The 20,457-nt window shown below is 55.6% G+C and carries 14 protein-coding genes, 2 tRNA genes and 3 rRNA genes; 1 reads left to right on the top strand and 18 read right to left on the bottom strand.

From position 1 onward, the window contains the following. Positions 1 to 169: 169 nt before the first annotated feature. The 5 genes from P156_RS0108390 to P156_RS0108370 all read right to left on the bottom strand — a co-directional run bounded on the left by P156_RS0108390 (position 170) and on the right by P156_RS0108370 (position 3,307). Positions 170 to 245 (bottom strand) — tRNA-Lys (locus P156_RS0108390). Positions 246 to 329: 84 nt separating this feature from the next. Continuing rightward, positions 330 to 1,751 (bottom strand): HAMP domain-containing sensor histidine kinase, encoded by a 1,422-nt coding sequence (locus tag P156_RS12895; RefSeq protein ID WP_051600856.1) that lies wholly within the window; start codon positions 1,749 to 1,751, stop codon positions 330 to 332. A 1-nt stretch (position 1,752) separates the two neighbouring features. After that, on the bottom strand, positions 1,753 to 2,454 hold the full coding sequence (locus tag P156_RS0108380) for a response regulator transcription factor (protein WP_027869740.1): 702 nt from the start codon (positions 2,452 to 2,454) through the stop codon (positions 1,753 to 1,755). 12 nt (positions 2,455 to 2,466) lie between these two features. After that, positions 2,467 to 3,138, bottom strand: a complete 672-nt coding sequence (locus tag P156_RS0108375; protein WP_034802433.1) for an HAD family phosphatase — start codon at positions 3,136 to 3,138, stop codon at positions 2,467 to 2,469. After that, the gene (locus P156_RS0108370) at positions 3,122 to 3,307 is read right to left on the bottom strand and encodes a hypothetical protein (protein WP_027869738.1); all 186 of its coding nucleotides are present in this window, start codon (positions 3,305 to 3,307) and stop codon (positions 3,122 to 3,124) included. The genes P156_RS0108375 and P156_RS0108370 overlap by 17 nt, the downstream gene beginning before the upstream one ends. Positions 3,308 to 3,516: 209 nt before the next feature. On the opposite strand from P156_RS0108370, the gene P156_RS0108365 reads away from it, so the two are divergent. Beyond that, positions 3,517 to 5,364 carry an AraC family transcriptional regulator gene (locus P156_RS0108365; protein WP_185752179.1) on the top strand — a complete coding sequence of 616 codons (1,848 nt, stop codon included), beginning with the start codon at positions 3,517 to 3,519 and terminating at the stop codon, positions 5,362 to 5,364. A gap of 141 nt (positions 5,365 to 5,505) precedes the next feature. On the opposite strand, the gene rpsI is transcribed toward P156_RS0108365, so the two are convergent. The 13 genes from rpsI to P156_RS0108300 all read right to left on the bottom strand — a co-directional run bounded on the left by rpsI (position 5,506) and on the right by P156_RS0108300 (position 20,449). After that, complete coding sequence (gene rpsI, locus P156_RS0108360; protein WP_027869736.1) at positions 5,506 to 5,901, bottom strand: 30S ribosomal protein S9; 396 nt, start codon at positions 5,899 to 5,901, stop codon at positions 5,506 to 5,508. Between the two features lie 18 nt (positions 5,902 to 5,919). Beyond that, positions 5,920 to 6,348, bottom strand: coding sequence for a 50S ribosomal protein L13 (gene rplM / locus P156_RS0108355; RefSeq protein WP_034802430.1), 429 nt, complete (start codon positions 6,346 to 6,348; stop codon positions 5,920 to 5,922). Between the two features lie 569 nt (positions 6,349 to 6,917). Next, positions 6,918 to 7,034, bottom strand: a 5S ribosomal RNA gene (rrf, locus tag P156_RS0108350). A 198-nt stretch (positions 7,035 to 7,232) separates the two neighbouring features. Continuing rightward, positions 7,233 to 10,112, bottom strand: a 23S ribosomal RNA gene (locus P156_RS0108345). A gap of 252 nt (positions 10,113 to 10,364) precedes the next feature. Then, positions 10,365 to 10,440 (bottom strand) — tRNA-Ala (locus P156_RS0108340). A gap of 35 nt (positions 10,441 to 10,475) precedes the next feature. Then, a 16S ribosomal RNA gene (locus P156_RS12135) occupies positions 10,476 to 11,995 on the bottom strand. The 16S, 23S and 5S rRNA genes sit together here with 1 tRNA gene alongside, the layout of an rRNA operon. 262 nt (positions 11,996 to 12,257) lie before the next feature. Then, positions 12,258 to 14,750: an HAD-IC family P-type ATPase gene (locus tag P156_RS12130; protein WP_051600855.1), complete on the bottom strand. Its 2,493-nt coding sequence runs from the start codon at positions 14,748 to 14,750 to the stop codon at positions 12,258 to 12,260. Beyond that, complete coding sequence (locus P156_RS0108325) at positions 14,743 to 15,846, bottom strand: DUF5050 domain-containing protein (RefSeq protein ID WP_027869734.1); 1,104 nt, start codon at positions 15,844 to 15,846, stop codon at positions 14,743 to 14,745. Before P156_RS0108325 ends, P156_RS12130 begins: the two co-directional genes overlap by 8 nt. Before the next feature lie 20 nt (positions 15,847 to 15,866). Further along, a complete protein-coding gene (locus P156_RS0108320; protein ID WP_027869733.1) occupies positions 15,867 to 16,610 on the bottom strand; it encodes a hypothetical protein in 744 nt (247 codons plus the stop codon). Beyond that, positions 16,585 to 17,703, bottom strand: coding sequence for a hypothetical protein (locus P156_RS0108315; RefSeq protein ID WP_027869732.1), 1,119 nt, complete (start codon positions 17,701 to 17,703; stop codon positions 16,585 to 16,587). The genes P156_RS0108320 and P156_RS0108315 overlap by 26 nt, the downstream gene beginning before the upstream one ends. Before the next feature lie 190 nt (positions 17,704 to 17,893). Then, positions 17,894 to 19,294: a membrane protein gene (locus tag P156_RS0108310; protein WP_027869731.1), complete on the bottom strand. Its 1,401-nt coding sequence runs from the start codon at positions 19,292 to 19,294 to the stop codon at positions 17,894 to 17,896. An 83-nt stretch (positions 19,295 to 19,377) separates the two neighbouring features. Further along, positions 19,378 to 20,046 carry a histidine phosphatase family protein gene (locus tag P156_RS0108305; protein WP_027869730.1) on the bottom strand — a complete coding sequence of 223 codons (669 nt, stop codon included), beginning with the start codon at positions 20,044 to 20,046 and terminating at the stop codon, positions 19,378 to 19,380. A gap of 1 nt (position 20,047) precedes the next feature. After that, positions 20,048 to 20,449, bottom strand: coding sequence for a bifunctional adenosylcobinamide kinase/adenosylcobinamide-phosphate guanylyltransferase (locus P156_RS0108300; protein ID WP_027869729.1), 402 nt, complete (start codon positions 20,447 to 20,449; stop codon positions 20,048 to 20,050). Positions 20,450 to 20,457: the final 8 nt, after the last annotated feature.

Genomic DNA, 20,457 nt, shown 5'->3' with positions numbered 1-20,457 from the left:
CCTTCTCTGCGATTATCCGCCCCCTCACCGGGGGTGGTTTTTCTTTGCCGAATTTGGTGCAACGTTTGGTGCAACGTCAGATGGGTCAAAATAGGTCGTTTTAGGTCAATATGGAAATATAAGGAAGAAAGCAAAACCCTCGGAATTGTTGAAATTCCAAGGGTTTCTTTGGTACACCATCAGGGGTTCGAACCCTGGACACCCTGATTAAGAGTCAGGTGCTCTCCCAGCTGAGCTAATGGTGCGTATTCAGTTGTTTCGAACATGACTATAATACCACTGGGCGGTGTGCTTGTCAACACCCAAAATAAACTTTTTTCAAATCAATATCAATCACTCACCTTCACCACGGGCACCAGGATCTCGGTAGTGTAGATTTTCTCCTCCTCCATGGCGTGGAAGGAGCAGCCCATGTCGGTACAGATCTTCTTGCAGGTCTTGACGCCGATCTTGGTGCTCTCCACCTTCTTGGTCTCCTCCTGGATGTGGTTGGAGAGGATGAGTTTGACTTTGTCCCGGATGAGATCGGCTTTGATCTCGATATAGAAGCGGCGGTCGGCGTATTTCATGAGATTGGAGAAGAGGTTGTCGAAGAGCCGCTGCACAGAGGAAATATCCACGCGGACCAGGACGCCCTCGGGGATGTTGTACTGGAGATTGACGCGGTAGCCGTAGCCGGTGGTCTCTGCCACATGCTCCACCAGCAGCTGCTGGAACAGGATCCCGCCGTCCACCAGTTCCATGTCGTGCTCGGCTTCTTCGCGGCCGAACACCAGAAAATAGCGGAAGAGCTTGTCGGAGAGCTCCTTCAGCTGAAAAGCCTTCTCCCGGCTGGAAGCGATGTAGCGGCTGCGTTCCTCCTCGGAGTCGAACTTGCCGCTTTCGATGATGTCCAGGTAGCCGATCAGGGAAGTCAGCGGCGTGCGGATGTCGTGAGACATGGCAGTGATGAGCTGGGTGTTGGCATCCCAGGCTTCCCGCTCGTTATTCATCCTCTCGATCAGGGCGTCCCGCATGCTGTCCACACTGGCGGCCAGGTTGCCGATCTCGTCGTTGTGTCCCACGTGGATCGCCAGGTCCAGATCGCCCTCCGAGATCTGCTGCACCTCTTCAGAGAGCTGCCCGATCCGCCGGATGATCAGCGTGTTATAGATCAGTATGACGAACAGAAAGAGCATAGCAGAGATGACCACGTTGAGGATATTCATGGTGTTGTACCAGCTGATCTCCTCTGTGACCTTGATGAACACGTAGTACCTGCCATCCGCAAAACTCACGATCCTGTTGTAGAGATCCGCCTGGAACCTATCCGCCCGGATGCGCCCCTCTTCAGGGTCCGCGTCTGCCGCGTCTGCCTTGTTGTGAAGGGCGGTGGACTGGCTGTCCTGAGAGACGGCGGAGGCGTCGCTGCTGTCCAGCACAAAGCCTGCCGAATAGATGTCGTGCTTGTTATCGTACACGATGAGCTGGGTGTAGTCCTGCTCTTCCAGCCATGCGTTCAGTTTCTGGGTGTCGGAAGCCTTCACGTGATTCTTTTGAATGTAGGCCGTCAGAGAATCATAGGCGTTGTCCGTCAGGCGCTTTTGGGCGCTGTCAGACAGGTAGAAGTCCTGGGCCATATGTTCTTCCAGCACAGTCAACCCAAAAAAAGCCCCGATGGCGATCACCGCGGCTGTCAGTATTACCATGATCATCTTGAAATTGAGAGCAAAGAACCGACGTCTGGTCAGTCTCCTCAGCATCTCATCCACTCTACTCAATGCGATAACCCTTTCCCCACACGGTCTTGATGATACGTGGCTTGTTAATGTCGTCTTCCAGTTTCTTCCGGAGGTTCAGAACGTGCACCATGATGGTATTGCTGGCAGAAGGCAGATACGACTCCCCCCAAACATTCTCGTATAGGTCTTTGTTCTGCACCACCTCGCCCTTGTGGTCGATGAAATAGCGCAGAATGTCGAACTCCTTGTCCGTCAGATTGATGCGAAGATCCCCCTTCCGGGCCGAGCGGGTGCGTGTGTCCACCACCAGGTTGTCCACCACCACCTCGTCCGGCGAAGCTACCTTCTCCTGCTTGTCATACTCCGTATGGCGCCGGATCAGAGATTTGCACTTCATGAGGAGCTCCGTCTGGGAGAACGGCTTCACCAGGAAATCGTCTCCCCCGCTGGTGTAGGCCTCCACCTTGTCCTGATCCTGATCCTTAGCGGTCAGAAAAAGGATGGGCACAGAGGAGTGCTCCCGGATTCTGGCGCAGGCTTCCACCCCATCCATATTGGGCATCATGATGTCCAGAATGATCAGGTCATAGTGTCCGCCTCCCGTCACCCGGTCCACGGCCTGCTTGCCGTCTTCTGCCGCCTCCACGTCGTAACTGTCACTGCCGAGAAGGACGGCGAGAACCTCCCTGATATTCGGATCATCGTCCACGATGAGGATCTTCTTGTCCATCATGTCGTCCCCTTCCTATATAAACTCAAAATCTTCCAGGCTCCTGTAGTAGAAGTCCGCCTGCCGCATGATCTCCTCTTGGTCGGCCTCCGACATACGGTCATAGACCCCCACCGTCCGAAATCCCGCCGCACGGGCCGTCCTGATGGCGTACAGTCCGTCCTCGAACACCCAGGTGCCCGACTCTTCCGTGCCCATGGCGTCCATGGCTGCGTAGAATATCAGCGGGCTTTCCTTGGTGGTGTTCAGCTCCCCCGCCGAAAAAACAGCATCGAACAGGTCCAGCGCACCCAGCCTCCTGAGGCCGGCTTCGATGCAGTACCGGTCCGTGGAGCTCGCCACGGTGCACGGGATCCCCGCCTGCACAAAGCGTTCCACCAGTTCTCTGGCCCCGGGCTTGAAGGGGGCCACCTCTTCATACACCCGCTCGATCTGGGCATTGGTGCCCTTCACGATCTCTTCCAGAGACATATCCAGGTGGTAGTGCTCCTGCAGGTAGGCCGCGCCGCTTATGGGAGTCTCGGTGAAAAGCCTGTCCCCCAGCCCTTCCTCCGGCTCTACGCCGATGGAAGTGAGAAACCGTGCGCCCACATCGTGCCAGTAAGGCATGGTGTCCAGCAGCGTCCCGTCCACATCGAATATGGCGCCGCCGATGAGGGCATCTGTTCTCCTATCTGCAATAGACATTGATGCCTTCTCCCCCGTAAAACTCAACCACATACCAGTGCTTCCCCAAGTGGTTCCCATCGATGCCGTTGTCACGGATCACCTTCACGTCCTTGCTCTCCTGAATCTCCTCCAGGGTCCACCGGTCAATCACATTCCCATCCAGTCTGACAATCTCTTCTCTGGTCATATCTGTCCCTCCTCTCGCCGAAAGTGTGTCAAAGGGGACGGTTCTTTTTGACACACTTTTGCTCTATTATACCATAGAACAGCGGCCCGGGGGCAGTAATTTCATTTTAACTCCTACATACCCCTCCCTTGGTGTATAATAGCAATATAAATAAAATTATGCGCAACTCAGTCAGATTTAAAAACATACAGGGGGTATTGACCTTGCTTTTGGAAACCATTCCGTACGAAAACAACTGTCCCGTTGAGATCACGGTCTCCAACATTCGGGAGTTTCCCATCCACTATCACCATGACCTGGAGATCATCTTTCTGCTGAAGGGTAGCGCTATCCTGAAGACCGGCTGTACCACAGATACGCTCTCCGCCGGGGACGTGTTCACGGTATCGCCGCACTCAGTCCACGGGATCCGAGGCTTGAGCGATGAAGATCTTTTTGCTGTTATCCATGTCAACGGTGATTTTCTGGCCTCCCACTTCCCGGACTCTCTCCCCTGGACATATCATACCAAGCTGGACAACCGCAATGATCCAGATCTGGGCTGGCTGAAGGAGCAGCTCCTGCAGCTGATCTCAGTATATTTCCGCCGGACGGAAGGGTATCTGGACATGTGCACAGGGCTTTGTCAGAAGATCATCACCCTCATCGACCAGCGTTTCGTCCTCTTCTCCATCGGGGACGAGGAGATCCGCGACCTGGACATCAGCAACCGTAAGTCGATCGAACGCATGCTTCGGGTCATCCGTTTCATTCAGGAGAACATGACAGGACCTGTCTCGCTGGCCGCCCTGGCGGAGCAGGAGGGGTTGAGTACGTTCTACTTGTCCCACCTGATCAAGGACTGCACCGGGCTCAGTTTCCGAGACCTGGTGTCTTTCATGCGGACAGAGGCATCGGAACTGCTTCTGTTGGAAAATACCACCAAGATCAGCCGTATCGCCAAGATCTGTGGGTTCTCCACCAGCCGGTACTACGAGCAGGCTTTCCGTCGGTGGTACCACTGTGCACCAGAGCAGCATCTGGCTACGTACCGGCACATGCGGCTGGATGTCACCAACCTGCCCCAGGTGGAGTTTCTGCCGATGGACACGCTTCTGGATACCCTCTCTCAGGTGGCGTTTCAGGTGGTGTCGCAGAACCGGCTTGTCTATGCCGCCTCCCCTCGCCCGGAAGTACTGCGTCTGGATCGGCATACCCAGACTATCCGGCGACTGGAATGCGTCCCCACCGTCACGTTGACGCTGGATGACGTGAAGAAGATGGGTGCGCAGATCGGCACTGTGATGCAGAATCTCTCCTGTTTCCATGTGCTACTCTATCAGGCCTCTGCGGATGATCCGCGGGAAATCCAAGCGCTCACGAAGAAGCTGACAGATTCAAGGATCGCCGTGACGATCACCACACAAAGCTTTGTGCCACTGACACGTCACTATGGTTACGACACGCTGGCAGGCCCCATCAGCCTGTTTCTGGAGTGCATCTTCAACAGCAATGGACAGATGGTCTTGCCGCTTCGCGACCCGGACACCGATGAGATCCCCATCTCCGGAGGGAACGGGCTTTTTACCCCGACCGGCGCGCACAAGCCGCTGTACGACGCGCTCTTTGTCATGACGGGCTCACCGGGCCGCCTGAAACTTCGGGGCAGGCACTACGCGCTGGTGGAGCTGGATGCTCCCCATGACGCGTATCTGTTGCTGACGTTCAACTACAATGACGAGATCCTCCGCCTCTGCCATGAGGAAGGGACGCCTCAGGCAGCGGACGAGATGATACGCAACTTCCGGGAGGAGCTGAATCTGCGGTTTCGCCTGGAACTCCCGCCGGGGGACTACACTGTGTGCCGATATACGTACACCTATCACAGCAGCCTGTTCCATTTTCTTTCTGAGGTGAATTTCAGCGGGCCAAAACAGACGGGACGGGCGCTGCTTAACGACAACCTTTTCTCTCCTCATGCGGAGGGTCGCCAGCTCAGCGTGGAGGATACTCTGGATGTGGACGTGACCCTGCGCGGCCTGTCCCTCCAGATCATGTCGATCCGGCCGGGAAAGTAGTGGCAACGGAAAGCGAGGAAAGAAACAGCGGCAGCTGAAGATGCGACAACAGAAAACCGGCAAGCAAAAACCGCGGCAATAACCGCGGTTTTCTGTGGTCTGTTGACTTGTTCTGACTGTCGCCAGATCGACTCGGATCGACTAACGCTTGGAGAACTGGGAAGCCTTACGAGCTTTCTTGAGTCCGTATTTCTTTCTTTCCTTCATTCTCGGGTCTCTGGTCAGGAATCCTGCAGCCTTCAGAGGAGCTCTGTAAGCCTCTCTGTCTGCCTCGCAGAGTGCTCTAGAGATTCCGTGACGCAGTGCGCCTGCCTGTCCTGTCAGTCCGCCGCCGCCTACCAGGGCGATGACGTCAAACTTGCCCTCGCATCCTGCAACACCAAACGGTCTCATGACCTCCTGGCGCAGCAGCTCTGCTGGGAAGTAGTCATTCAGGTCCTTCTTGTTGATGACAACCTTGCCGGTTCCAGGGAGAAGTCTTACTCTGGCAACGGAAGATTTACGTCTGCCTGTTCCACGATACTGTGTCTTAGCCATGTTCTATTCCTCCCTTTCTTAGATTTCCAGTGCTTCCGGCTTCTGAGCCTCGTGCTTGTGCTCAGGACCTGCATAAACGTGTAACTTCTTGAACATCTGTCTGCCCAGCTTGCCCTTGGGGAGCATGCCCTTCACGGCGTGCTTGATCACTTCCTCAGGTTTCTTGGCCAGCATCTCCGCCAGTGTGATCTCCTTCTTTCCGCCTGGGAAACCGGAGTAAGTGACGTAGATCTTGTCCTTAAGCTTCTTGCCGGTGACTGCCACCTTCTCAGCGTTGACAACGATCACGTTGTCACCGCAGTCGACGTGCGGTGTGAACGTCGGCTTGTTCTTACCTCTCAGGATGGAAGCGATCTCAGAGGAGAGTCTTCCGAGGTTCTTGCCCTCAGCGTCTACAACGTACCACTTACGCTGTACCTCTGCAGGCTTAGCAATGTAAGATTTCATGATATAGATCCTTTCTACCTACTGGGAACCGTGCGTCCTGCGTCAGTCGTGACGATCGCCTTGGCTGCGTCTGCGCATCCGGTTCTGGTTCGGTCCTGCCTACTGGATTGCCCTGTGCAATCTGGTCGGCATTACTAAAATTGATTTAGCCCGCGCGGCTGCCGGCTTGTGAGCCTGCCGAGCGGAATGCACACACGTGCAAAATAAATAATACAAAAAAATCAACGAAATGTCAACTGTTTTCTATCGAAAAGGAAGAATAAATGCTCCGTTGTGCCGCGGGCATGCGGCGGGATGCGCCGGAGAAGCCGGTTTTCGATTGGTGAGAGGTATTCCAAGGAATCGGGAAGCATTGTTCCATGGGATCATTGTTCAGGAGGAGCATCGTTTCAGGCGAGCATTTTCCGTCATCCTGTGCACATCGAATAATTGACGGAAACGGCTTCCGGCAGCATCCCCCAGGCAACGGAGCGCAAGGAAAATCCATGGTCACGCAACGGCCTTCTCAAAGGTCCGCGCGCCTCCAGCCTAAAAAAAACAGATCGCCGTAGCGATCTGTCTTCTGTCGAAACTGGCAGCGTCCTACTTTCCCGGGCAGTCTCCCACCGAGTATCATCGGCGCTGAAGAGCTTAACTACTGTGTTCGGGATGGGAACAGGTGTGACCTCTTCGCTATTGCCACCAGATTCATTCGCGCTCGCCATCTTCGCGGATCACTTCGTCACTGCTCGTTCTTCCCTCGGTCACGTATCTCAATACGCTCCCTCGCTCATCCCTTGCGTTCCTTGTCCTCCACGAACCTGTCTTCGCGCTCATTTTGAGAGTTGGTACCCTCAAATCCGAATAACTTTGCAAGTCCGCTCACTCACCTTCTTTGCCATTTGCTGGCCAAGCTCTCGGTCTATTAGTATCGGTCAGCTCCATACATTACTGCACTTCCACCTCCGACCTATCAACGTGGTAGTCTCCCACGGACCTTACCTTGCGGGGGAGATCTCTTCTCGTGGGGGGCTTCGCACTTAGATGCTTTCAGCGCTTATCCCGTCCCTGCGTAGCTACCCAGCTGTGCCCTTGGCAGAACAACTGGTGCACCAGAGGCAAGTCCGTCCCGGTCCTCTCGTACTAAGGACAGCTCCACTCAAATCTCCAACGCCCACAGCGGATAGGGACCGAACTGTCTCACGACGTTCTGAACCCAGCTCGCGTACCTCTTTAATGGGCGAACAGCCCAACCCTTGGGACCTACTCCAGCCCCAGGATGAGACGAGCCGACATCGAGGTGCCAAACACCCCCGTCGATGTGAACTCTTGGGGGGTATCAGCCTGTTATCCCCAGGGTAGCTTTTATCCGTTGAGCGATGGCCCTTCCACTCGGTACCACCGGATCACTAAGCCCGACTTTCGTCCCTGCTCGACCTGTTTGTCTTGCAGTCAAGCTCCCTTCTGCCTTTGCACTCTTCGCGCGATTTCCGTCCGCGCTGAGGGAACCTTTGGGCGCCTCCGTTACTCTTTTGGAGGCGACCGCCCCAGTCAAACTGCCCACCTGCCACTGTCCCGGTACCAGATCATGATACGCGGTTAGAACCCCAACACTACAAGGGTGGTATCCCAACGGTGACTCCCTGAATACTGGCGTACTCAGTTCTCTGTCTCCCACCTATCCTGTACATGCAGCGCCGAGGCTCAATATCAGGCTGCAGTAAAGCTCCATGGGGTCTTTCCGTCCTGCTGCGGGTAGCCGGCATCTTTACCGGCACTACAATTTCACCGAGTCCATTGTCGAGACAGCGCCCAGATCATTACGCCTTTCGTGCGGGTCGGAACTTACCCGACAAGGAATTTCGCTACCTTAGGACCGTTATAGTTACGGCCGCCGTTTACTGGGGCTTCAGTTCCGTGCTTCGGTTGCCCTGACACTTTCCCTTAACCTTCCAGCACCGGGCAGGCGTCAGCCCCTATACTTCAGCTTACGCTTTCGCAGAGACCTGTGTTTTTGGTAAACAGTTGCCTGGGCCTTTTCACTGCGGCCAGCTCTCGCTGGCACCCCTTCTCGCGAACTTACGGGGTGATTTTGCCGAGTTCCTTGACAATAGTTCTCTCGCTCACCTTAGGATTCTCTCCTCATCTACCTGTGTCGGTTTGCGGTACGGGCACCTTGTACCTCGCTAGCGGCTTTTCTTGACGGCGTGAAATCAGCTGCTTCAGACTCTTTCGTCACCCCATCGCGCCTCAGTTTCGCTATGATGATTAAACCATACCTGCCTCGACGCTTGGACACACTCTACCAACGGTGTGCTCAGCTTATCCTTCCGTGTCCCCGCCTCGCTCATGCGGTACTCGGTGGTACAGGAATATCTACCTGTTGTCCATCGACTACGGCTTTCGCCCTTGCCTTAGGCCCCGACTAACCCTGAGTGGACGAACCTTCCTCAGGAAACCTTAGATTTTCGGTGGACAGGATTCTCACCTGCCTTGCGCTACTCATGCCAACATTCTCTCTCGTATGCAGTCCACCATCCCTTACGGAACAGCTTCTGCCCGCATACGATGCTCCCCTACCATACCCATAGGTATCCGTAGCTTCGGTAACAGATTTCAGCCCCGTTCATCTTCGGCGCAGGGTCACTCGACTAGTGAGCTATTACGCACTCTTTGAATGAATGGCTGCTTCTAAGCCAACATCCTAGCTGTCTGTGCAACCCCACATCCTTTTCCACTTAATCTGCATTTTGGGACCTTAGCTGACGGTCTGGGCTGTTTCCCTTTCGACCATGAATCTTATCACACATAGTCTGACTCCCGTGTTTGATATTCTGGTATTCGGAGTTTGATAGTCTTCGGTAACCGGTGAAGGCCCCTAGGACATTCAGTGCTCTACCCCCAGGTATCACCACACGAGGCTAGCCCTAAAGCTATTTCGGGGAGAACCAGCTATCTCCGGGTTCGATTGGAATTTCACCGCTATCCACACGTCATCCCAACCTTTTTCAACAGATACGGGTTCGGTCCTCCATGTCCTTTTACGGACACTTCAACCTGCACATGGATAGGTCACCCGGTTTCGGGTCTACAGCATGCAACTTTCGCCGGTTATGACTCGGTTTCCCTTCGGCTCCGGTGCTCCAGCACCTTAACCTCGCTGCATACCATAACTCGTTGGCCCGTTCTACAAAAAGTACGAGGTCACTTTCGCTCCCTCCGATTGTAGGCATATGGTTTCAGGTTCTCTTTCACTCCCCTCCCGGGGTTCTTTTCACCTTTCCCTCACGGTACTATTCGCTATCGGTCACTGGGTAGTATTTAGGCTTGGAGGGTGGGCCCCCCTGCTTCAGACCGGGTTCCACGTGTCCGGCCCTACTCTGGATCCTGCCCTGTGTCTCATGTTTTCGCATACGGGAGTTTTACCCTCTATGCTCTGACTTTCCAACCATGTTCTGCTAACATGTCAACATCCTTTGGCAGTCCTCAACCCCAGGTGCAAGCACCTGGTTTGGCCTCTTTCCCGTTCGCTCGCCGCTACTAGGAAAATCGCGGTTGCTTTCTCTTCCTGCGGGTACTTAGATGTTTCAGTTCCCCGCGTTACCTTATCCGTACCTGCTTGACTCAGTACGGTATGACTGAACATTACTTCAGCCGGGTTCCCCCATTCGGACATCTACGGGTCAACGGATATGTGCTCCTCACCGTAGCTTTTCGCAGCTTGTCACGTCCTTCTTCGGCTCCCAGTGCCAAGGCATCCACCTTATGCCCTTCTTTGCTTGGCCAATTGAGTTCCTTTCGGTTCTCTTAGCTTGCCATACATGGCGCTCATGTATGGACTTTCTTGCTTTTGTCAAAGAACATACTGTTACGTTGTTCTTCTCCTGGCTTCTCGGTTGAAATCGTAGATTCATACCCTTCTTGCTTAGTCTTTACTTACTAATACCTTTCAGATATTGATCTCGATCTCTTACTGTGATGCATTTCTTGCAAGTTATTCGGTTTTCAAGGTACATATTAACTTCCGCAGAAGTTAATGGTGGAGAATAAGGGATTCGAACCCTTGACCCCCTGCGTGCAAAGCAGGTGCTCTCCCATCTGAGCTAATTCCCCATAAAACCCATAGACAGTATCCAGTGTCTCCCTAGAAAGGAGGTGATCCAGCCGCACCTTCCGATACGGCTACCTTGTTACGACTTCACCCCAGTCACCAGTTTTGCCTTAGGCAGTCTGATTAGTTGACCGACTTCGGGCACCCCCGGCTTCCATGGTGTGACGGGCGGTGTGTACAAGACCCGGGAACGCATTCACCGCGGCATGCTGATCCGCGATTACTAGCAACTCCGGCTTCGTGCAGGCGGGTTTCAGCCTGCAGTCCGAACTGGGACCGCCTTTGGGGGTTCGCTCGGGATCGCTCCGTCGCCTCCCTCTGTGACGGCCATTGTAGCACGTGTGTCGCCCAGGACATAAGGGGCATGATGATTTGACGTCATCCCCGCCTTCCTCCGGATTGTCTCCGGCAGTCCCATTAGAGTGCCCAACTTAATGATGGCAACTAACGGCAAGGGTTGCGCTCGTTGCGGGACTTAACCCAACATCTCACGACACGAGCTGACGACAACCATGCACCACCTGTCTCCTCTGCTCCGAAGAGGGGACCGGCATTACCCGGTCTTTCAGAGGGATGTCAAGCCCTGGTAAGGTTCTTCGCGTTGCTTCGAATTAAACCACATGCTCCGCTGCTTGTGCGGGTCCCCGTCAATTCCTTTGAGTTTTACACTTGCGTGCGTACTCCCCAGGCGGAGCACTTAATGCGTTTGCTCCGGCACCGAACTCTTATGAGCCCGACACCTAGTGCTCATCGTTTACGGCGTGGACTACCAGGGTATCTAATCCTGTTTGCTACCCACGCTTTCGTACCTCAGTGTCAGTTACTGTCCAGAAGGCCGCCTTCGCCACTGGTGTTCCTCCTAATATCTACGCATTTCACCGCTACACTAGGAATTCCGCCTTCCCCTCCAGCACTCAAGCTCTGCAGTTCACAGGGCGAACGACGGTTGGGCCGTCGCCTTAAACCCTACGCTTACAGGGCCACCTACGTACTCTTTACGCCCAGTAATTCCGGATAACGCTTGCCCCCTACGTATTACCGCGGCTGCTGGCACGTAGTTAGCCGGGGCTTCCTCCAAAGGTACCGTCAGGTTTCTTCCCTTTGGACAGAAGTTTACGACCCGAAGGCCTTCTTCCTTCACGCGGCGTTGCTGCATCAGGCTTGCGCCCATTGTGCAATATTCCCCACTGCTGCCTCCCGTAGGAGTCTGGACCGTGTCTCAGTTCCAATGTGGCCGTTCACCCTCTCAGGCCGGCTACTGATCGTCGCCTTGGTGAGCCGCTGCCTCACCAACTAGCTAATCAGACGCGGGACCATCCTTCACCGATAAATCTTTGGCATCATGGCCATGCGACCTCGATGCGTTATGAGGTATTAATCGAAGTTTCCCTCGGCTGTCCCTCTGTGAAGGGCAGGTTTCCCACGCGTTACTCACCCGTCCGCCGCTTTCCTCGCCCTGAATCTACCGAAGCGTCATCAGAGCGATTCTCGCTCGACTTGCATGTGTTAAGCACGCCGCCAGCGTTCATCCTGAGCCAGGATCAAACTCTTAATGAAAATGGTATGTTAACGCTCTCGCGTTATCATCTCTTTCCGTTTGTATCCGGTCAGACGCTTGCGTCTCTTGTTACCGTATTACTGTTTTGGAAATCTTGGGGATCATTCATGTCTCAATGATCCAGGTTGGTTAACATGTAACCTGTAATTGTCTTGTTTGACTACTAGATTTCTGTCTATGGAGTTTTCAATGTTCAGCGGACTTTCGCCCGCGCCCGCTTACCGCGAACAGTAAATACTATACCACTCTCCGACACTCATGTCAACAACTTTTTTTGGTTTTCTGAAAGTTTTTTTTCGGTTCCTCCAATCCCCCCTCTGTATGGCTGCGCACCCTTCGGAATCCCTTCTCCGCAAGGCGTTCCAGAAAGGTGGTGAACCGATAGAAATACCGATACAGGCACTCGGTGGCCAGAATGAACACCACCAGCAGCAGCGCACTCTGCCAGTCCAGCGGACTGATCCCAAAGAGGTTGTTGTGGAAGAGGATGGCATAGAAGAATCCCGCCAGCATCACCACCATCATTCCCACATGGACCCGGTTCATGGGCTTGGCTACCCGAGCAAGGATCATGAACTCCACCAGCGCCACCAGGCCAGAGGCTGCGGTAGACACATCATCGGCAGAGAGTTCCATCACCTGCCCGAACACAAGCAGCGCGCTGACGGACAGAAAGAGCGTGATCCCTGCAGGTGCCGCCTTCTTGAAGACGCTCCCCAGGAAACTTCCCCGGATCCGCCTGCGGTTGGGCTCCAGCGACAGCAGGAAACTGGGGATTCCTATTGTAAACATGCTGATCAGCGTGATCTGCGATGGCTTCAGCGGATACTGAAGCACGCTGGCCACCGAGAACAGCGCCAATAACAGTGAGAAGATGTTCTTGGTCAGATAGAGGGTAGCGGTCTTGATGATGTTGTTCACCACCCGGCGCCCTTCTGCCACCACCAGAGGCATGCGAGAGAAATCCGAGTCCATCAGCACCAGCTGAGATGCGCTTGCCGCCGCCTCACTGCCGGAGGCCATGGCGATGGAGATATCCGCATCCCGCAGCGCCAGGATATCGTTCACGCCGTCCCCGGTCATGCCCACGGTCTTCTTCTGTTTCTGCAGGCTCTTCACGAACTGGCGCTTCTGCTCCGGGCTCACCCGTCCAAAAACGGTATACTGGCTCATGGCTTTGTCCACGTCCTCCTCGGTAGAAAGCGTCCGCGCATCCACATATCGTTCCGCGCCTTCGATCCCCGCGGTCTGGGCGACCCGGGACACCGTCACCGGATTGTCTCCGGAGATCACCTTCACCTCCACGCCGTTGTTCGCGAAGTACGCAAAGGTTTCCTGCGCACCTTCCCGAATGGGGTTGGCCAGGCTCACCAGCGCCAGCAGCCGCACCGCTCCCTCAATGGGACTGCCGTCCGGCTCCATCTCCGTCTGGGCCAGAGCCAGCACACGGTTGCCCTCTGCGCTGATCAATGCGATCACATCCGCCAGCGTCTCCGGCCGATGCTCATGAAGGCCGCCTTCGCCTCCTCTCTCCTCCAGCAGATCCGCCACCGCGTACTTTCCGGCGGGCTCCTCCAGAAGACTCCCAAGCACGTACTCCGGCGCCCCCAGCACAAAATTCCCTTCCTTATATACAACGCCGCAATACTTGTAGGCCGAGGAGAAGGGACAGATCCTCTTCGCCTTCCGCCCTTTCGGCTTGTCAAAATACGCCTGCAGCGCCGCCATGGTGATGTTGTCCCGGTTCTGGCTGGCCGCCAGGTCCGACAGCAGCGCGTGCAGCCCGGCAGGGTTGATTCCCCGCATCATCGGCCGCACCTCGGTGACGTGCATGTCGTTCCCTGTGATGGTCCCGGTTTTGTCTACACAAAGCACATCGACCCGGGCCAGCGTCTCGATGCACCGCATGTTCTGCACCAGCACCTCTGTCCGGGCCAGACGCATGGCGCTGACCACCATGGCGATGCTAGCCATCATGTAAAGGCCTTCCGGAATCATCCCAAGGATGGCCGCCACCATGGCGATCACCGACTCCCGGAAGGGAAGGTGCTGGATCATCATCTGCTGGTACAGCAGAATGCCGCCGATGGGAATGATCAGCACGCCGATCACCATCACCAGCTTGTCCAGCGACCGCACCATCTGGGACTTGTCATCTCCCTTCTTCTGGCGGGTCGCCTCCATAGACAGCTTGGAAATGTAGGAATCCCGGCCCACTGCCGTCAGATGCGCCTGGCATTCCCCAGATATAATGTAACTTCCCGACAGCAGATCATCTCCCGGGTTCTTCTCGATCTCGTCCGCTTCTCCCGTGAGCAATGACTCGTTCACTGACACGACCCCTTCTACCACGGTGGCATCCGCCGGGATCTGGTTCCCTGCTGAGAGGATCACCAGATCACCCAGCACCAGTTCCTCCGTGGGCACCTCCGTCTCACGGCCCTCCCGGACACATCGGCACCGGGGCATTCTGGCGAATTTCAGGTTGTCCAGTGTCTGCTTGGACCGCAGTTCCTGAAAGATACCGATCCCCGTATTGGCAAAAATGATCAACATAAAGGAGAGGTCCTTGAAGGACCCCGCCGCGATCAGCAGTGCTGCCAGCACTGTAAAAATCAGATTGAAATAGGTGAGCACGTTGGACCGGACGATCTGCCTGACAGTGCGGGTGGAAGGATCCACCTCCACGTTGACCAGCCCTTCACGGACCCTGTCCTCTACCTCTCTATTCGTCAAACCCTGCATATTATTCATCCAGCCTCTTCAGATACTCATCGCTTCCGCCGCAGCTGTACACGCCTTCTACATATCTCCAGTTATAATCGTAGTCAAAGAACAGAATTCTGTCCTCCGTGGCGTACACGTAGTCCGGGTTGTCGATGGAGGCTATCTCCTTCTTGCCGGACAGCCCCTTGTCGATCTGAGACAGGTGGTAGTTGTTCTCTCCGTCACAGTAGAGGAGATTGTGTTCCCGCACGATCAGCACGTCCTTATAGGCTTCGCCTGCGAGGACCTTGGTTTTCCCGGTTTCCAGATCCATCTCTATCAGATTGCCCGTGGTGGCGTCGGAAGAGTCCTCGGTGTCGATGTAGTAGGCGGTGTCTCCGTCCACAACAAAGCCGTGGCTGTGGGTCTTGGTGAGCCGCTTGTCCTCCTGAGTCTCCATGTCCATGACGTGGACAGTCTGGTCGTCCTTCTCATCCTGGTAGTAGATCTTTCCGTCCACTACGTAGTTGTCGTAGGTCTCCTTGTCCAGCAGCTGGGATTCCCCGGAGCCGTCCAGTTCCGAGTTGTAGTATCCGGCATTGGTGATGTCCGACTGCTCGGTGGTATCTGCCTTGTTGTAGTAGAGGCGGCCGTCCTCGATCTGCAGATCCACCGCGCCCTCCACCAGTTTCTTGAAACCGCTGCCATCCTTCTCCATGGTGCAGAGAACCGGCGCCTCGTCCCGGGTCCAGATGATCATGTACAAAGCATCCTTGTATTCAGTCAGGTAGGACGCATCGCAGTCCTTCCGCACGGTCTTCTTTCCCTTGCCGTCCAGATCGGAACGCACCAGCATGGCTCTACCGTCCCCATCAAAGTCGGAATAGTAGACCTGATCGCCATCTACCAGGAAGAGCCCCTCGTCGTGGTGGTTGCTCATGGCCAGGGCCACCGCCGGGTCAGCCTTCAGTTTGGATTCCTTTGGTTCTTCCTTCTGTTCTGTCTGCTCCTCCTGCTGAGGCTCCGGCTGCGCCGGCTCTGCCGGCGCGGTGGGCTTTGTGCGGGTAACGGCGTACACCACGCCCCCCAGCACCAGTGCCACCACCACCAGGACTGCAACCAGGATTATTCTCTTATCTCTCATCTCCATACTCCTCTGTTCTGTTACCAGTTGACCGCCAGGTCAAGCTGTGTTCGATTGCGGCTGGCAAAACCGCCTGTATCCACCACGATTCCCGGTCCGCAGGAGGTCATGATGTAAGACCCCTTGGGCCGGATCCCCAGGTTGGCTGCCACCATGACAAAGCCTCCCAGAGTCTTGACGCCGTCTGCCCGGACCTCGTAGGGGAATTCCTCTTCCGAGAAGCCCATGCCCCGCATGATGCTGACACAGACGGACATGTTCAGGTTGTAGTAGGTCTCCTTGCCGGAGGGGCCTGTAATAGACCCTCGCGCAGGCGTCAGGGGCAGCCCGTTCCAACCGCTCCCACTCCAGGTGCGGTGGGTGTTCTCCCAGGCTTCCTTGGTCCTGCGGTCCCAGGCCTCCTTGCGGGCGCGCTTGGCCTTGGCCTTCGCTACTCTCTTCTCTTGCGCCGCCAGCCATTTCTTCAGGGCCTTGCGTTCTTTGGCTTTCTGGCGGGCCTGGTAATCCTCGGCCACCTTCCGGGCATCCAGAGTGACCGGATCTTCTGCCTGCTCATTCACTGCCACGATACCCTTGGTGTCCTTCACGCTGAGAGACTCCATGGTCTCCCTGGCGATCCTCTCGTGAGTGAAGTACCCCTGCAGCCATATGCACAACAACAAAAACACTGCAATACCTACCAGCCATGCCAGTATGGTACCGAAGTGTCTGTTGAAAAATGCCGTTATTCCTTTGTTTCTATTTTCGGTTGTCTTTGTTCCCATAGAACTCCACGTTCGCATCACTATACAGATAGAAAAGCTTCAGCTGGTTCATCACGGATATCGCTGCCGCCTTACCGCTGTACGATCCCGGGATCTTCAGTTCACCTACCGTGTCCGTCCCGACGTTCTTTCCGGTGAGGGCCAGATATGTGGTGCCCCCCTTGATGGTGAATCCCGCCGGTGCCTTGGCCCAGGTCTTGCCGTCTGCGCTGTAGTGGCTGACACGGGCCTCCGTCGTTTCTCCTTTTCCGGACTTGTCCATGCCCAGGGTCACCTGACAACGGTTATGCTTATTCAGAACTAACCCGTAGTTGTACTTCTGGGAATCCACACGGAGTGCTACGGTATTCTCCTGCTCCAGTCCTCTGAGAGGAGTCCAGCACACCTTGTATCGGCCCACCTGATTCAGGGCTTTCATGTTGATGTAGGTGTACCCGCTCCGGGTACCGCTCTCGTCCTTCCCCTTGTAGGCAGCGATCCTGTACTGATAGCTCTCTCCGGCATTCACATCCCGGTCCACAAACTCCAGCTTGTAGCCGTCCTTGGCGGCATCATCACCGTAATCCTTGGCGTCGATCTTCTTGAATTTCCCGTCGACCTTCTTCTGGAGGAGGATCCCGTCGGGGATCGTTCCCGCACCGGGCGCCGCCACCAGCGTGATCCGGTTGTAGTCCGTGCTGGAAAACTCATCGCCTCCGTCCCTTGCCATCAGGAATCTGGGGGCTTCGATACCCACATGGACGTCCTTCACCTTGGACTTGTAACTGGTCTTGCCCACTCCAAATCGCAGTAGATATCTGTAGGTGTTGTCCCTGCTGACATTGCCATCCACGTAGGAATTGCCGTAGGCGGTTCCGATGTGCTTGTATCGGCCGAACCGTATTCCATCGTAAACAGGCGCACGGTAGACCAGGTAGAAACTGGCCCCCGGGTAGGCGTTCCAGGATAGTTCAATCGCGCTGTCCGACGTGATCATACCCTTCAGCGAAACGTCTGTCTTGATGGCGCGTTTGGCCAGGGAGACCTGCCCCGTACTCACCACCATACACACTGCCAACAGCAGTACCATCACGATCCTTCTCTTAAGTCCCATTGATCCCTCCATTTGAAAATGCACATATTAGAGTGCATAGTAATTATAGCACTCTTTTTTTGCAAGTGCAATGCACAGAAAAAAACGGGCCCAAATCGGGCCCTTAATTTTTCTTAAGTTTTCAGATTCCTTAAGGCGGAGCAAAGAACCTGACGTGCTCGCACGTCAGGGATGACGCTCCTGGCGTTCGTTATAGCAACGGCAGCTTCTGGAGCACCATGGAGAAGATCACCATCCCCACCAGAGCGAAAGGATAGGTGGCACCGTAACCGGCACCGGGCTCATCACTGCCCACCGCATCTGTGGCTGCCCCCAGTCCCGGTGTGGAGGTCATGCCTCCGCAGAGCGCACCCACAAGCAGGATCCAGTTGAGCTTGAACACGTAACGCCCCAGCAGGAACCCCGCCATGCATGCGACAAAGCCTACGATCAGAGCGATCAGGGCCAGAGTCAGGCCAGATCCCATGATGGCGTCGAATACTCCGTAGCCATAGTTCAGTCCCACGATGGCCAGAAACACCACCAGCCCCAGCTCCCGCACCATGCTCAGGATGTGGGGATCCATACGGAAGGAGATCGGGCCGATCTTCCCTATGTATCCCAGGATCAATGCCCCGATCAGGACGCCCCCGGTGGCCTCCAGACTGATGTACCCCAGAGGGCCTGCGTAGATCCGGACAGACCCCAGCAGGTATCCCAGGAAACAAACCAATGCAAAGGACGTGATGCTGAAGTCCGTAGTGGGGATCTCCGTTCCCTTCCCGGCGCTGGCCGCCCGGGCCATCTCCTCCCGATACAGCCGCTTCTCTTCCTCCACATCAAACCTGAAGATGACGCTGAGGAAGTTCACTGCCAGGATCACGATGACTACCCCAAAGGGATACGCCACTGCCGAGCCAATGCCTACCTGCGCGGTAGCCTGGTTCACGTAGGTCTGACGCATGGACTTGTCCAGTTCCTTCACATCAGACACCTTCAGGTCGTACTTGCGGTCAAGATTGATGATGTTGATGACACTGGCCTTCTCCTTGCTGCTGAGATGCTCGTAATTCAAAGACATCTCCTTGGCGTGATTCTCCGTAGACTCCAGGGCGGAGGCCAGTCCCGGTGAACTGGTCATGGCGCCGGTATAGACACCGGTCACTGCATAGTTGTTGGTCCCCTTGGCAACTCCGGTGCAGGTGTAAGTGATGCCCGCCCCCACAAAGGTGATCACCAGACCCATGATGATAAACCGGGGTCCGTACTTGCGAAGGATGTATCCGATGTCCTTGGCTGCCAGCAGTCCCACGGCGGCCACGAACAGGATCAGGGAAGCGGTGAAGAACCCGGAATTGATGACCTTCTCGTTGTTAGTCTCCAGGATGGTCCTGGCCGCCTCATACCCCGCGGCGGACTCATCGCCTGCGTCGTAGATCCCGCTGGCCAGCCGGAACACCGCCCAGCCGATCACCAGTCCCACGAACATGGCACCGGAGGTTCCAAAACTGAACTTGCCGAACTTGATCTTCCCGAAGAGCATTCCCAGGACCACTGTTGCGAATATCAGTATAAAAGGATTCAGAATCAGATCCATGATCTCGATTTTCATAATATAGCACCTCTTTCTCAATCCCTATTATATGAAAGAAACCTGCCCTCTTCAAGACGGCAGGTTGTTCGCAAATTGTATTTCTAATCCTCACGGAAGGTGGAATTAACGGGAGCTGGTCCGATCCGATGGTAACCGGTCACCACTCCATCCATCCGCCCGCTGAAATCCAGCGTGTACCCGAATCCGGGATCTGGGATCCAGTCCCACAGCGTCCCTTCCTTCTCTGGGAAAAGTTCCATCATCATCGTCCCGATGACGCCCCCATGGCACACCACCACAGAGTAGGCGGACTGACCGCCGTGCCGATGGGACCATTCCTTCAGTTGATGCAGACCCTTAAGCTCTGCCAGTCCCCTGGATACCCGCGCCGCAAAATGCTGCCTGGACTCCCCTCCCGGCGGCGCGGTGCGTCCAGTCATGTCATTAATCCAGGCATCGAACACCGGATCGCCCTCCATATCCTCGTACCGGGTGCACTCGTACTCGCCGAAGCACATCTCATTCAGCAGAGGCAGGGCTTTGGACCGGTGACGCCCGTAGAGGATCTCCAGCGTTTGCTTTGTGCGCTGAAGCTCGGAGGTGAAGTACTGGGCATCTCCGGGCACCTGCGGATACTCGCCCGATGCCGCCTGCTTTTGCAGCGCTTCTATGCCCACCTCTGCCAGCGGGATATCTACCCCGCCGTAGAACCACCGCTTCAGGTTTCCCTCGGTGAGGCCGTGACGGATCAGGATCATCTTCGATTCCATGTTACTCTCCTTTTACTATCTGGGGGATCCCGCAGAATACCCGGACCACCCGGTCTGCCGCGAGCCCCAGCATCGTCAGGCACCGGCCGGTCTCCTCCCGCCAGGCGCGCTCCTGCTCGTCGATGGGTACCACGCCCTGGGTCACATCGTCGGCGATGATGATCTTCCCCGCCAGCGCGTCCCGGTTCATCTCCAGATATGCCTGAGCCTCGATGCCGGACTTGACGCAGGCCAGCACAAAGCCTTCCATATGGGTGAACACCTTCCTGTTGAAGTCCAGAGCCGGCAGCAGGGCTTCCTGATTCTCCTCCCTGCAGTCGAACACATCCTCCTCGGTGATGCCATATTCCTTGCGTGCGTAGTCCAGCTTGCCCTGGTACGCCCCGCCTGTGATCAAAACCATGTTCTTTC

The sequence above is a fragment of the Eubacterium sp. AB3007 genome, from assembly GCF_000688015.1.
Classification (GTDB): domain Bacteria; phylum Bacillota; class Clostridia; order Peptostreptococcales; family Anaerovoracaceae; genus Aminicella.
The sequence above is the reverse complement of the archived record's forward strand: the minus strand, read 5'-3'. Positions and strand labels throughout refer to the sequence as shown.

What these genes read in the sequence shown, in the direction of transcription:
- P156_RS0108380 (WP_027869740.1), bottom strand. Translation starts at nt 2,454, where the DNA reads ATGATGGACAAGAAGATCCTCATCGTGGACGATGATCCGAATATCAGG.
- P156_RS0108375 (WP_034802433.1), bottom strand. Translation starts at nt 3,138, where the DNA reads ATGTCTATTGCAGATAGGAGAACAGATGCCCTCATCGGCGGCGCCATA.
- P156_RS0108370 (WP_027869738.1), bottom strand. Translation starts at nt 3,307, where the DNA reads ATGACCAGAGAAGAGATTGTCAGACTGGATGGGAATGTGATTGACCGG.
- rpsI (WP_027869736.1), bottom strand. Translation starts at nt 5,901, where the DNA reads ATGGCTAAGACACAGTATCGTGGAACAGGCAGACGTAAATCTTCCGTT.
- rplM (WP_034802430.1), bottom strand. Translation starts at nt 6,348, where the DNA reads ATGAAATCTTACATTGCTAAGCCTGCAGAGGTACAGCGTAAGTGGTAC.
- P156_RS12130 (WP_051600855.1), bottom strand. Translation starts at nt 14,750, where the DNA reads ATGAATAATATGCAGGGTTTGACGAATAGAGAGGTAGAGGACAGGGTC.
- P156_RS0108325 (WP_027869734.1), bottom strand. Translation starts at nt 15,846, where the DNA reads ATGAGAGATAAGAGAATAATCCTGGTTGCAGTCCTGGTGGTGGTGGCA.
- P156_RS0108320 (WP_027869733.1), bottom strand. Translation starts at nt 16,610, where the DNA reads ATGGGAACAAAGACAACCGAAAATAGAAACAAAGGAATAACGGCATTT.
- P156_RS0108315 (WP_027869732.1), bottom strand. Translation starts at nt 17,703, where the DNA reads ATGGGACTTAAGAGAAGGATCGTGATGGTACTGCTGTTGGCAGTGTGT.
- P156_RS0108310 (WP_027869731.1), bottom strand. Translation starts at nt 19,294, where the DNA reads ATGAAAATCGAGATCATGGATCTGATTCTGAATCCTTTTATACTGATA.
- P156_RS0108305 (WP_027869730.1), bottom strand. Translation starts at nt 20,046, where the DNA reads ATGGAATCGAAGATGATCCTGATCCGTCACGGCCTCACCGAGGGAAAC.
- P156_RS0108300 (WP_027869729.1), bottom strand. Translation starts at nt 20,449, where the DNA reads ATGGTTTTGATCACAGGCGGGGCGTACCAGGGCAAGCTGGACTACGCA.